This window comes from Vibrio sp. Isolate34 (assembly GCF_022397915.1).
Taxonomy (GTDB): Bacteria; Pseudomonadota; Gammaproteobacteria; order Enterobacterales; family Vibrionaceae; genus Vibrio.
The window spans coordinates 126,484-139,051 of the sequence record NZ_JAKEUO010000004.1; the positions used below are offsets into that span (position 1 = coordinate 126,484).

At 39.6% G+C, this 12,568-nt stretch carries 12 protein-coding genes; 5 read left to right on the forward strand and 7 right to left on the reverse strand.

The features are described 5' to 3' along the window. Nucleotides 1–72 precede the first annotated feature (72 nt). From rfaD to L1D22_RS06465, 5 genes are all read left to right on the forward strand, one after another. Entirely contained in the window at nt 73–1,014 is a 942-nt protein-coding gene (gene rfaD / locus L1D22_RS06445) for an ADP-glyceromanno-heptose 6-epimerase (protein WP_239829111.1), read from the forward strand. Between the two features lie 134 nt (nt 1,015–1,148). Further along, nucleotides 1,149–2,105, forward strand: coding sequence for a lauroyl-Kdo(2)-lipid IV(A) myristoyltransferase (gene lpxM / locus L1D22_RS06450; RefSeq protein WP_239829112.1), 957 nt, complete (start codon nt 1,149–1,151; stop codon nt 2,103–2,105). 16 nt (nt 2,106–2,121) lie between these two features. After that, entirely contained in the window at nt 2,122–3,321 is a 1,200-nt protein-coding gene (locus L1D22_RS06455) for an O-antigen ligase family protein (protein ID WP_239829113.1), read from the forward strand. Beyond that, a complete protein-coding gene (locus L1D22_RS06460) occupies nt 3,314–4,066 on the forward strand; it encodes a glycosyltransferase family 25 protein (protein ID WP_239829114.1) in 753 nt (250 codons plus the stop codon). The genes L1D22_RS06455 and L1D22_RS06460 overlap by 8 nt, the downstream gene beginning before the upstream one ends. Beyond that, complete coding sequence (locus L1D22_RS06465) at nt 4,063–5,166, forward strand: alpha-2,8-polysialyltransferase family protein (RefSeq protein WP_239829115.1); 1,104 nt, start codon at nt 4,063–4,065, stop codon at nt 5,164–5,166. Before L1D22_RS06460 ends, L1D22_RS06465 begins: the two co-directional genes overlap by 4 nt. Here L1D22_RS06465 and pseI read toward each other — a convergent pair whose 3' ends face one another. The 7 genes from pseI to L1D22_RS06500 form a co-directional block, all read right to left on the reverse strand. After that, nucleotides 5,167–6,216 (reverse strand): pseudaminic acid synthase, encoded by a 1,050-nt coding sequence (gene pseI / locus L1D22_RS06470; protein ID WP_239829116.1) that lies wholly within the window; start codon nt 6,214–6,216, stop codon nt 5,167–5,169. A gap of 10 nt (nt 6,217–6,226) precedes the next feature. Continuing rightward, the gene (gene pseG, locus L1D22_RS06475; protein ID WP_239829117.1) at nt 6,227–7,726 is read right to left on the reverse strand and encodes a UDP-2,4-diacetamido-2,4,6-trideoxy-beta-L-altropyranose hydrolase; all 1,500 of its coding nucleotides are present in this window, start codon (nt 7,724–7,726) and stop codon (nt 6,227–6,229) included. Nucleotides 7,727–7,736: 10 nt separating this feature from the next. After that, complete coding sequence (gene pseF / locus L1D22_RS06480; protein ID WP_239829118.1) at nt 7,737–8,420, reverse strand: pseudaminic acid cytidylyltransferase; 684 nt, start codon at nt 8,418–8,420, stop codon at nt 7,737–7,739. Continuing rightward, on the reverse strand, nt 8,420–9,595 hold the full coding sequence (gene pseC, locus L1D22_RS06485) for a UDP-4-amino-4,6-dideoxy-N-acetyl-beta-L-altrosamine transaminase (RefSeq protein ID WP_239829119.1): 1,176 nt from the start codon (nt 9,593–9,595) through the stop codon (nt 8,420–8,422). Before pseC ends, pseF begins: the two co-directional genes overlap by 1 nt. Further along, nucleotides 9,592–10,605: a UDP-N-acetylglucosamine 4,6-dehydratase (inverting) gene (gene pseB / locus L1D22_RS06490; protein WP_239829120.1), complete on the reverse strand. Its 1,014-nt coding sequence runs from the start codon at nt 10,603–10,605 to the stop codon at nt 9,592–9,594. Before pseB ends, pseC begins: the two co-directional genes overlap by 4 nt. A 79-nt stretch (nt 10,606–10,684) precedes the next feature. After that, on the reverse strand, nt 10,685–11,764 hold the full coding sequence (locus tag L1D22_RS06495) for a glycosyltransferase family 4 protein (RefSeq protein ID WP_239829121.1): 1,080 nt from the start codon (nt 11,762–11,764) through the stop codon (nt 10,685–10,687). Nucleotides 11,765–11,783: 19 nt separating this feature from the next. Next, nucleotides 11,784–12,566 carry a glycosyltransferase family 2 protein gene (locus L1D22_RS06500; RefSeq protein ID WP_239829122.1) on the reverse strand — a complete coding sequence of 261 codons (783 nt, stop codon included), beginning with the start codon at nt 12,564–12,566 and terminating at the stop codon, nt 11,784–11,786. Nucleotides 12,567–12,568 lie beyond the last annotated feature (2 nt).

Sequence of the window (12,568 nt, forward strand, 5' to 3'; positions counted from 1 at the left end):
ATTCCACTAGCCCGCTTTATCCATTCCTTGCTATACTCGTGACAGTTTTGTATTCAAAAGAGTTAGAAAATTATGATTATCGTAACGGGTGGTGCTGGCATGATTGGCAGCAATATTGTTAAGGCGCTTAATGAAGCGGGCCACAACGATATTCTAGTCGTCGACAACTTAAAAGATGGTAAGAAATTTAAGAACCTTGTAGACCTAGACATCACGGATTACATGGATCGTGATGATTTTCTAACTCAGGTTATGGCTGGTGATGATTTCGGTCATATTGAAGCCATCTTCCATGAAGGGGCATGCTCTGCTACCACGGAGTGGGATGGCAAATACATGATGCTCAACAACTATGAATACTCAAAAGAGCTACTTCATTACTGTGTTGAGCGTGAAATTCCTTTCTTGTATGCCTCTTCAGCTGCGACTTATGGTGAAACCGATACTTTCATTGAAGAGCAAGAATACGAAGGTGCATTGAATGTCTACGGCTACTCAAAGCAACAATTTGATAACTACGTTCGTCGCCTAACGGCTGATGCAGCAGCGCATAACGAAACGCTTCCACAAATCGTAGGGTTTCGTTACTTCAATGTTTATGGTCCACGCGAGCAACACAAAGGCAGCATGGCCTCTGTCGCTTTCCACCTAAACAACCAAATGAATGCCGGTGAAAACCCGAAATTGTTCGCAGGTAGCGAAACCTTCAAGCGTGATTTTGTATATGTGGGTGATGTAGCAGCAGTAAACCTCTGGTTCCTAGAAAACGGTGTTTCAGGCATCTTCAACCTAGGTACAGGTAACGCAGAGTCTTTTGAAGAAGTCGCCAAAGCGGTAATTAGGCATCACGGTAAAGGCGAAATCGAAACAATTCCTTTCCCTGAACATTTAAAAGGTGCTTACCAAGAGTTTACTCAAGCTGACTTAACCAAGCTTCGCAATACAGGTTGCGATATTGAGTTTAAAGCAGTAGCCGATGGCGTTGCTGAGTACATGAAGATCGTAAACGCTTAACGGTATATTTCAGATTAGGACCAATAATACACCCTACTTTTAGCGTGTATTATTGGGAATGTCTAACGAATATAATCATTCCCAGAGTGACCGATATTAAGTGAACTCTCTGATTTAAATAATGTAGTGAATGAATGACCACACAACGCAATGATTTTGATCCAAAAGCTTACAACCCTGAGTTTGAATGGGGTTTTCTAGCACCTAAATACTGGGGAACTTGGATTGCTGTTTTGTTATCGTCTTTAGTCTGCTTCTTGCCTAATAGCATTCGTTTAGCACTCGCTAAGTTTATGGCTAAGCAAGCTGTAAAAATTAAGAATAAGGCTAACCGCCGAGCTCGTGTAAACCTTGAGATGTGTTTCCCTGAGCAATCTATCGAAGAGCGCGAAGACACTCTCTATCAGTCATACGTTACTTCCATCTCATTTTTGATGGGATTTGCTTCACTGACACTCAAGAGTAAAACTTGGCTAGAGAATAACACTTCGATTAACGGCCTGAGCAACCTAACCGATATTACAGACAGTGGCGAGAATGTTATCTTGTTAGTACCACACACGTGGGCTATCGACATCCCAGCAGTATTACTCGCATCACGTGACCTTCCAGTATCTGCGATGGCAAAAGCCCAGAAAAACAAACTCAGTGACTGGTTGATGCACAGACAGCGAGTGCAATACGGCGGTCGTGTTTATGATCGCAGTGGTGGTATAAAACCTTTCATCAAATCCGTTAGAGATGGTTACCTAGGTTATTACCTTCCGGATGAAGATCTTGGTCGCGAGCACAGCGTCTTCGTTGATTTTTTTGCTACACAAAAAGCAACTATTTCAGGGCTTGGTCGATTATCTAAACTGAGCAAAGCTAAAATTGTTCCTCTGTTTGCTCAATACGATAGCAATACTGGTCAATACACGTTGGATTTTTACCCTGCCCTTCCATTCCCGACAGGAAGCGAAGAAGACGACGCACGTATGATGAATCAATGCATTGAAAATTACGTGAGCAAGAACCCTGAACAATATATGTGGATCTTAAGGCTGCTTAAGACTCGTCCTGATAGTAATACAAATCCTTATAATAGTTAGCATTAAATTCAACAGTATGAATATTATTAACAGAAAGCAGATTTATACAGCACTCTTACTATTACCTTACTTTTTTGCTGTTACAGGCATGTTAGTTTTAGATAGTGGTGATAAGAAAATGATCCCACTATTTTTGATTAGTATCATCGTCAGTATATTAGTATTTAAAAAAGAAACTATATTAAATAACATACAGAACCCGTTTGTGTGGTTAATTGGCATTTCATGTATATATACAGTATTTAGTTACTATTATCATGGAGCAAGCTCTAGAGAACTGAGGTCACTGATTGGCGTTACTCTTTTTCTTATAGCTTTCCCATATCAAATGCTTACTCAAAAAGTAATTCAATGGGTAGTTTTGATCGGTAGTTTTGTTGTATGTATCAATAGCATCTATTTTAATTTTTACATGGGAGTATCTCGCGATGCTGGCTATATAAATCCCATACCATACGCAACAGCATGTGCTCTTCTATCCGTAGTGGCATTTTCTTTGTTAATCGAAGCCTCAAAAACAAAAGAAAAAGCGATGCTTTCAACAGCATTCTTACTATCTTTACCTCCTATAATTTCCAGCGAAACTAGAGGAGTTTGGTTAGCCTTAACAATAAGTCTTTTTATTATTTGCCTCATCAAATGTGTACAAAAGGCTCCAACAAAAAAACAATTAATCTCTATACTTTTCATCACTACATTATCATTTGCTTTTGGTTCTTACTTATTTAAAGAAAGAATCACAGAAAGATATGAACGAACTGTCTATGAGATACAACAAATTCAATCGGGCAATTATAAAACTTCTATTGGTCAAAGATTGCAACTATGGCAACTAGCTCCTCAATTAATTGAAAAAAGACCAATACTCGGTTATGGGAGTGAGACGCCACAGTTATTAAAAGAAAAGCGGGAAAAAAAAGAAATATCTAAGACTACTTATCGACTTGCTTCACATCATTACCATAATCAATTCATTAATAAGATGGTTAAAGCTGGTATTATTGGTCTAATACTCACACTGGGGTTTCTAATCTACCCATTAATGACATTGAAGCATCTAAACTCAACTGATAAGTATCTAGCAATTGGTTTGGTTTGCCTATTTTTCGTAGCTGGATTAACCGATGTTCCTTTTAATCACCCTCAACCACTAATGTTATATCTATTATTTCTAGTCCCTATTTGCTCAAGATGTAAGAGAGTTGCCAATGACTAAAATCTTCGTGATAAATTTAGAATCTTCCATCGAGAGAAAAGAGAACATTAGTCGTCAACTAGATGAACTATCTCTTCCTTTTGAATTATTTTCTGCCGTGGACGGCAGAACATCTCCTCCTCATCCGCTACTTAAACACTATAATGATGACCTGAGCCAAACATACCGGGCAAAAACACTTAATGCTGGTCAACTAGGTTGTTACGCAAGTCATTTCTTACTCTGGGAAAAGTGTGTAGAACTCAACCAACCAATAATCGTAATCGAAGATGATGCTCTTATATTTAAAGAGGCACTCCTTAACTTCGTACAAGATATTAATGACATACCTGAAACTGTAGAGTGTGTGAGACTGTTCAAAAATAAGCGACGTAAATATGACTCTTACGAAGCGTTCAAAGCTAAATCGACGAGTATTCATAAGTTCACTAAAGGGCATATGAGTACAACAGCCTACTTCTTGAGGCCTTCAGCCGCTAAAAAACTTCTTCTCCACTCAAAAGAATGGTACATGGCTGTAGATATTTACATGGATCGGTTCTGGCAAAACGAAGTCGAGTGCTACGGCACTGCGGTACCCTGCTTAACGAATGACCCTAAGTTTGATTCTGAAATAGGTTATGCTAAACGAACTACGAATAGAAGTATATTCAAAAAGTGCAAACGTGAGTGGTTCAATTTAAACGAAACCATCCAACGTCACCTACATAACATAAAATTCAAACTGAGTAGAAGTAAATCATGAACTCAACACATAAAGATATTTATGTCTGCTCGACGGTAAGGCACTTATTACTTAGCTTATATAAAGCACAAGATGAGATTAATCCGTCGACCATAATTTATTTCTATGATTATCAAGATGTAGATCCTAAAGACATAGACACAGATCAACTTCCTACAAAAATAGAGTTAGTGTTAATGAATAGGGAATCGTTAGTTAATCATATAAAGAAGATTGGATACATTGGTAAATATATTTTATTTTGCTCTCTTCGTGGTTGGTCAATACCAGAACCATTAAAAAAAATATTGGTGTCTTCAATATATGAAAGCAATAACAACGTAGACTTAAAGGTCGGGATAAATAAACTATTCTTATTCAATGACAATAATAAGATGTCTAGGTTATTTCGCCTTCTAGTTAAATCTTACTCAATGATAGAAGATGGAATGGGGAATTACGTTAAGCACCAGATTGATGACAAGCCCAAGCAATTATTTCGTTTGCTATCAAATCAACCGCCTAAGCATTACGTATTTGGTGAAAGAAAGCAATGTGACCACATTTATGTGGTACACCCAGAAAAGTTACCAAAATCAGTACAACACAAAGGAAGAAGACTTGTTTTATCAAAAGATAAAGCAAAAATATCAAAAATTCAACAATGTTTTAAATTTGACAGTACTAATAATTTCGACAATAAAACATTGATCATCGCCACACAACCCATATTTAACAAATTAAAAGGTAAGCTTAAAGACAATGGGTTCTTTTATGACATTTATAATAGATTAATATTAGAGAGTAGACGTAAAGGTTTCACTCCAATTTTAAAATTGCACCCAAAGGAAAGCGAGTCAGATTATTTTTCTTTCAAAGAGCAAGGTGTGACATTTTTATCTAATAAATTACCTTTGGAACTTTATCTACTATCTAGTACAGATAAGGTTAACATAATATCAATTAACTCTTCAGCCGGCATGGGGATGGAAGAGTATTGTAAAACGTATAAATTAATTCCAGACAGAAAAATTCATAACTTTGCAAATATACTAGTTGAATTAGAAAAAAAACAAGATAGCCTTCAAGATTTAATATCTCTACAGCTATCTAACATCTAACTATATAAATAAATTCAAGGATAAAGGAGTTCCTGAATTTATCTTAGTTAGAGCTTTTTTTCCTAGAACTTCTTCATAGTATTTTGGTGGCAAACCAAAACCAGGTCTGATACTCCGAATGTTTTCAGGAGTCAACAATTCACCTGCTGCTATGTCTTTTACCACATATAAAGAGCGACGGAATTTCACGTTTCCTTTTTCAGCTTCCGTTCTTTCGTAATTGACTTGCCCCATTGCTTGCCATGCTGTTTTTGTATCTTTACAAAGCGCAGTAAGCTCATGAGGTTCGAGAGAAAAACTATCATCCGCTCCACCACCATTACGATCCATAGTCACGTGTTTTTCGATCAAACACGCCCCTAATGTTACAGAAGCCACAGCCGTTGCATTGTCAATAGTGTGATCAGAAAGACCCGATAAAACTTCAAATCGTTCCGCGATGTCAGCAATCGTCTTAAGATTATATTGGTCAGCTGGCGCAGGATAACCACTAACGCAATGCAGTACTACCAACTCTTGGCACCCGTTATCTTTCGCAGTTTTAATGGCTTCAGCAATCTCTTCTTCATTCGCCATACCGGTTGAGATAATCATTGGCTTACCAGTCTGAGCAACGCGTTTAATCAGCGGTAAGTCAACTACTTCAAACGATGCGATCTTATAGGCAGGAGCATCTAGCTCTTCAAGTAAATCCACAGCCGTAAAGTCGAAAGGCGAGCTGAATATAGTGATACCTAAATCTTTTGCTTTTTCAAACAAAGGCTTATGCCATCTCCAAGGCATATGAGCACCTTTATAAAGCTCATACAAGGTTTGACCATCCCATAAACCACCATGGATCTGAAACTCTTCAGAATCACAGTCCATTGTAATGGTTTCATGAGTGTAGGTTTGAAGCTTGATCGCATCCGCTCCAGCCTTCTTCGCCTCTTCCATAATCTGGAAAGCGCGATTAATGTCACCATTATGATTTGCTGATAATTCAGCAATAATATAAGGAGCGTAGTCAGGGCCTATGTTTCGACCGTCAATTGAAATATATGGTTTCATCAGAATCTCATTAAATTGGGTTACGAATAAACGTCTCAGAATTTTGCTGTATGTAGTTCGCTTTTTTGAACAGCTTCTGAGAAGCTTTATTACATTCTAATACAGTTGCATGTAATGTCAGATCTGGATGGATAACATCAGCCATTTTTAATGCAGCAGTTGCGACTCCTAAACCGTAAGCTTCAGGAGCAACAAAGATTGATACTAGATAATTCTTAGATTCAGTTTTATCTAATCGCAATACACCTAATTTTTTTCCTGTTGTCTTATCTTCAACAAGGTAAAAAAAGTCAGTGGTTTTGGCTAGCTTTCGCTTCATCCAGCTTTGGTGACCTTCCCATGTAGGAATATCAGTATTCAATGCAAATTCACGGGTCTTAGGGTGGCACTGCCAATCATAAACTGTTTTGATATCCTCATGAGTTGCAAATACAAGCTGTAAATTCGAATGATCATTTGGTTCAATAAGCTGCTGAATTTCTAGGACTAACCTTCTGGTGCCTAGACCATCACACAATTTTAGATTCGACATAAATAGCTCATGCCATTGACTCATTGCCTGTTGATAGGTAACTAATAGCTGAGATTCAATATTTTCCAAAGACACTTTCATAATGGCTTTATGCATAAGTAATTGAGCGCAAATCGTTTTTTGGTTAGCGGCTAATGGTATTAATATGCTAGGTAGGCCAAGACAAGCTCGCTCCCAACTTGTCGTTCCTGGAGCTCCAATCGCTATATCATGTTTAAGCATTAAATCAGCCATATCGGCTTCAAAATCTTGATGCTGAACATTAGTGTGTAAGTCGCACCATGACTTAACCTGCTGATAATGTGGTGCTCTAGGGCTTAGCAACACCGTAAAATCAGCACAGACTTTACCAACAAGACTTTTCAATGAGTTTAAAGTTGCATTGGGGTTGTCTATTCCCCCCATAGATATGAGAACTTTAGGTCTAGTTTCAGGGAGTACCCGCATGTAAGCGAGCTCTCTCAATGAAGCAAACTTTGGGGCTAATATCGCATACTCACTTCCCACTAAAGCTCGAGCAGAACCTGAGTATTCAACAGGCTTACGTCCAAGGGTTTGATCGACAATTAAATCAGCATCATGCTCTCGAACCAAGTCATCAATAGCGACTAAAAAGCAGCTCATTGATTGCCTAACAAGCTGTTGCCACTTGTTGCTAATAGCATAATGATCCGTTACCACTAAATCAGCACTGCCTACCATTTGGATAAAGTCTAGCGCATCCTCAAAACTTGGTCTTTGCAGCCAAGCCTCATAATCGGCATCATGCTTAGGCTCCTTAAGTTCCTTAGGCGGATTTAACTTTATTACCTGAAAGCCACGCTCTTCAATGTATGAGATCATGTCGCCTGGCTGTGGCAAACATGCAAAAAAGATTGTATGACCGAGGCTTTTCAATGCATCTGCAAGTACTAAACAGCGCATGATATGACCACTACCAACCCAAACTGAAGCATCCGCTCTAAAGATAACTCTCATAAAAACCTAATTATTTTAAAACTGAGTATAATGCCTCAGCCAAATCCCAATCTTCATTAGTGTCAATATCTTGAACTCTACTTCTAGGTAACAAAACGACACTAGAATGATGCGAGAATATTGCTTTTTTCTCTAAGAAAGAATCGGTCTTTCCCCAATAGAACTGACCAGCATCATGATAGGCTTCTTCTAGATCTTGAGAGCGGACTTGTTCATTTTCAGGAGAAAACATTGACACCTCTCCTCCTGATGAAATTTTGATCGCTCTTTGAATCGGAAATGGAAAAGTCGCGACACTAAAAACAAACTCAAATAAGCCTTTATTTAACTTATCAAAACCTTGTTTAAGATATTCCGGTTTTACAAAGGGAGCAGTCGCGTATAAACAACAAACCGCATCTACAGTCCAACCATTATCAATGCACCAAGTAATGGCGTGGTGCATCACATCCATTGTCGTTGCATAATCATCAGAGATGTTAGCAGGGCGTAAAAATGGTACTTCAGCACCATATTTCTTGGCTACCTCAGCTATCTCCGCATCATCAGTAGAGACAATAACCTTATCAAAACAATCCGAAACAAGTGCAGCTTCGATTGAGTAAGCGATCATAGGCTTGCCATGAAAGTGCTTTATATTTTTACGAGGAATACGCTTGCTGCCACCACGAGCAGGAATAATAGCAACGTTCATTATTTACCTGTCAAAATTTCGGTTACTACACGAACAACGGTATTTTGTTGTTCTTCCGTCATACCGTGGAACATTGGCAGTGAGATTGCTTCCTGATAATAGCGTTCTGACTCAGGGAAATCCCCTTCAGTAAAGCCCATAGCTTGGTAATATGGCTGAGTATGAACAGGAATGTAATGCAAATTAACACCGATACCATTTTCACGCAGTGCATCAAAAACTTGTTTATGAGTTAATGATACCTCATCCAACTTCAAACGAATTACGAATAAATGTAGACCTGAGTACGTGTTTTCGAGTTGATAAGGAAGTACTAAAGGTAATTCAGATAACATTTGATTATAACGCTTAGACAACATATGCCGCGCTGCAACAAATTCATCAAGACGCTGCATTTGCGTGACACCCAATGCCGCTTGAAGTTCTGTCATGCGGTAGTTGAAACCTAAATCAACCTGTTGGTAGTACCAACCGCCATGAGAAACTTCCGTCATCATTTCAGAGTCACGAGTGATGCCATGACTACGTAATAGAGCCATTTTATCAGCCAGTTCTTTCTGATTGGTTAACGCCGCCCCACCTTCCGCTGTTGTCACAATTTTCACTGGGTGAAAACTGAAAACAGTAATATCAGAATATTCACCGTTACCAACGGGTTTGTCGTGATATTTACCACCAATAGCATGAGACGCATCTTCAATGACTTTAAAGCGGTACTCTTTCGCTAATTTAGCAATAGATTCCATATCACAAGGCTGACCACACAAATGAACAGGAACGACAACTTTTGGTAATTTTCCATTAGCTTTAGCTGCGATAAGCTTTTGCTCTAGCTTTTTAGGGCACATGTTGTAAGTTGCTGAATCAATATCAACGAAATCAACTTTAGCACCACAGTAAAGACCACAGTTTGCAGATGCGACAAAAGTCACTGGCGTTGTCCACAACCAGTCACCTTCGCCCAAATCTAAAGCGAGGCAAGCGATATGCAGAGCGGAGGTTGCACTATTCACTGCTAACGCATACTGAGCACCAGTATGTTCTGTTAAGGCTTTTTCAAACGCAGGAACTTGTGGGCCCTGAGTTAAAAAGTCAGATTTAAGGACATCAATGACTTTATCAATGTCTTGCTGATTGATATCTTGCTTACCGTATGGAATCACTGTTCTACTCACACTGTAAATTTAGGATCAACATGTTCTTTAATTAGGTCACGTAGACCTTCAATCGTTTCCCACTCTGTATTAGTGCCTGAATTGTATTTAAAACCAAAAGGCACTTTTTCAGCCTTATGGTGATTCATGTACTCATCTTCTGTGTATGTGAAAGAGACAGAAGGAAGGATCGCGTAATAACGACCTAAATCAATTGTATTGAGAGAATCAGTATCAGTAATCATTTCTTCATGAAGTTTTTCACCAGGGCGGATACCAACTACTTTTGTTTCGATTCCTGGAGCAATCGCTTCTGCGATATCTAAGATTTTATATGATGGGATTTTTGGTACGAATATCTCACCACCGAGATGGTTCTCTAGAGCGTACATCACCATATTCACGCCATCTTGAAGAGAAATATTAAAACGTGTCATCTCTTCGTGTGTAATTGGCAGCACACCTTCTTCTTTTTTCTGCATAAAGAATGGAATAACCGAACCACGAGAGCCCATCACATTGCCGTAACGTACGACACTGAAACGAATGTCTTTAGATCCTTTAATATTGTTCGCAGCGGCAAAAAGCTTATCTGAAGCGAGTTTTGTAGCGCCATATAAATTAATTGGTGCACATGCTTTATCAGTCGAGAGGGCAACGACATCTTTTACACCACACGCAAGAGCCGCACTAATCACATTCTCTGCGCCATCAATATTGGTGCGAATACATTCCGTTGGGTTGTACTCAGCAGTATCAACTTGTTTGATCGCAGCGGCGTGGATAATAACATCAACATCTTCACACGCTTGAATCATACGGTTACGATCACGAACATCGCCGATAAAGAAGCGTAATTGTGGAAAATCCTTGTGAGGATATTGCTGCTTGATTTCAAACTGCTTCAGTTCATCACGAGAAAAGATAATGATCTTCTTTACGTCTTGGTATCGTTCAAGAATTGTTTTGATAAATTGCTTACCAAACGACCCTGTGCCACCTGTAATTAATACTGTCTTGTTATTTAGCATACTGAACTACTCTAATATATTTCTATTTCTCTAAGTTTTAAACTTAGGTGCTTGAATTCCAAATTGATATCTAGCTACTTTAACTGGCTAGCAACTTCTCAAAAAATTCCAGGTGCTTCTTCACTGTCACTCGGGAACTAAAGCTTTCATCTAGGCGCTTCTTAGCCGCTTCACTCATGGCTGTGCACTTGGCCTTGTCTTGTGCGAGCTTGTCCATAGCCTCACCCAGCGCTTTTGCGTCTCCCGTAGGGACGATATAGCCAGTCTCGCCATCGACAACGAGTTCAGGAGCGCCCCCAGTAGTTGTCACTACTGAGGTTGTGCCATTTGCCATCGCTTCGACAATCGTGCGTGGTAGCCCTTCTCCGCTGATCGATGGCTGAACTTGAAAGTCAGCCATACACATAATTGAAGGGATATCGGTCCGGTGACCTATGTAATGAATTCGCTCACTCATAGGGCTAGCTTTCATCTCATCAAAGTGAGGCTCATAACCACTACCAGCTAAAATCAGGTGGAAGTTGGGGGCCGAAATGTATTTGGTCGCTTCAAGCAAAACGGAAATACCTTTACTTGGCCTTACGTGCGCTGCAGTAATCGCAACAACATCCTCTTCACTCAAACCAAATTCAGAACGCTCAGTTGGTGGTACCTTGTACCAATCCAATTCATGCCCTTTGTATATGGTAACAACGTTATCTTTGTTCTTCCAAACACGCTTCACTACATCCTGTCGCACTGCTTCAGACACACACACAATACCGTCTACACGAGGATGGAGCTGAGTTAGGTAAGCGCTTGGGTCATGTCGATACAGCCCACCAGTTGTACCTCGATAAACGACCAACTTAACGTCAAAACCAATACACGCAAACGCTGCATTGGGGATTGTCTTAGAGTTAAAAGCATAGCAGATGTCGTAATTATGCGTTCTTAACTCATGACGGATCTTTTTAATTGTATCAAAACAAATTTTACGCTTTGGGTAACCATCGACTACTCGGATACCGTGCTCTTCTAGCTTAGATACGTGCTCAGATTCTCCCTGAGTCATAATCGTCACTTGATGCCCTTGACGAGCTAGCTCGATAAAAATCGCAGCTTCTGGACGCAAACTGTTCCATGCATGTAAGTAAGAAGCACAAACTAAAATCTTCATCTATCGGTTCCTATTTGGCTTAATCTGTTGAACGGTCTTCTGAGCGATTTTCAAGAATCCACAAACCGACATATTTATTGAAATTCACTTGAGCGTAAGTCATCGCCATAATGAAGCCGACACTGCCATCCATAAAGCCACGGCGGATAATATAGACTAAGAAGAACGTCCATATAGCTCGTAGTAGAGCGAGGAATAAGCCGTATGATTTCTTACCTTTACGATGGTATTTTTGAGAACCAAGCCAAGCATATTGCGCCGCTTTATCTAAACCATGACCATAATCACGATGCGTGTAATGAAGAAGAAAACCCTTCAATATCCCTGTAGAACCTTGCTCTGGAACGACCGTCTCATGAACTTCATCAAGCGTATAACGAGAACCTTCTCTCTTAAACAGTCTTAATACTGCACGCGCACTGCGGCCATGTTTTAGAGTCGTGCCATAAAGCGTCACTCCCCAAGGCAGTTTGTACGCAGTGTGTTTGATTTGATCTTGTTTTAATAGTTCAACAAGAGCGTCGCTCATCTCTTTATCGAGAGCTTCGTCAGCATCAATTGATAGCACCCAATCACATGTCGCTTTATCTAGCGCTCGCTGTTTTTGCTTACCAAAGCCAGGCCAATCTGTGATTGTCACGTTATCTGTATATTTTTGGCATATTTCAACGGTTGCATCTGTTGAGCCACTGTCTAAAACAATCAGTTCATCGGCAATATCAACAACAGATTTAAGGCAAGTTTCAATTCGGTCTTCTTCATTCTTGGTAATAACAATGACAGACAGGGTATGTTTTCTCATTA

Coding starts and splice junctions, on each gene's coding strand:
- rfaD (WP_239829111.1), top strand. CDS start 73: ATGATTATCGTAACGGGTGGTGCTGGCATGATTGGCAGCAATATTGTT.
- lpxM (WP_239829112.1), top strand. CDS start 1,149: ATGACCACACAACGCAATGATTTTGATCCAAAAGCTTACAACCCTGAG.
- pseF (WP_239829118.1), bottom strand. CDS start 8,420: ATGAACGTTGCTATTATTCCTGCTCGTGGTGGCAGCAAGCGTATTCCT.
- L1D22_RS06495 (WP_239829121.1), bottom strand. CDS start 11,764: ATGAAGATTTTAGTTTGTGCTTCTTACTTACATGCATGGAACAGTTTG.
- L1D22_RS06455 (WP_239829113.1), top strand. CDS start 2,122: ATGAATATTATTAACAGAAAGCAGATTTATACAGCACTCTTACTATTA.
- pseB (WP_239829120.1), bottom strand. CDS start 10,605: ATGCTAAATAACAAGACAGTATTAATTACAGGTGGCACAGGGTCGTTT.
- pseG (WP_239829117.1), bottom strand. CDS start 7,726: ATGAGAGTTATCTTTAGAGCGGATGCTTCAGTTTGGGTTGGTAGTGGT.
- L1D22_RS06460 (WP_239829114.1), top strand. CDS start 3,314: ATGACTAAAATCTTCGTGATAAATTTAGAATCTTCCATCGAGAGAAAA.
- L1D22_RS06500 (WP_239829122.1), bottom strand. CDS start 12,566: ATGAGAAAACATACCCTGTCTGTCATTGTTATTACCAAGAATGAAGAA.
- pseI (WP_239829116.1), bottom strand. CDS start 6,216: ATGAAACCATATATTTCAATTGACGGTCGAAACATAGGCCCTGACTAC.
- L1D22_RS06465 (WP_239829115.1), top strand. CDS start 4,063: ATGAACTCAACACATAAAGATATTTATGTCTGCTCGACGGTAAGGCAC.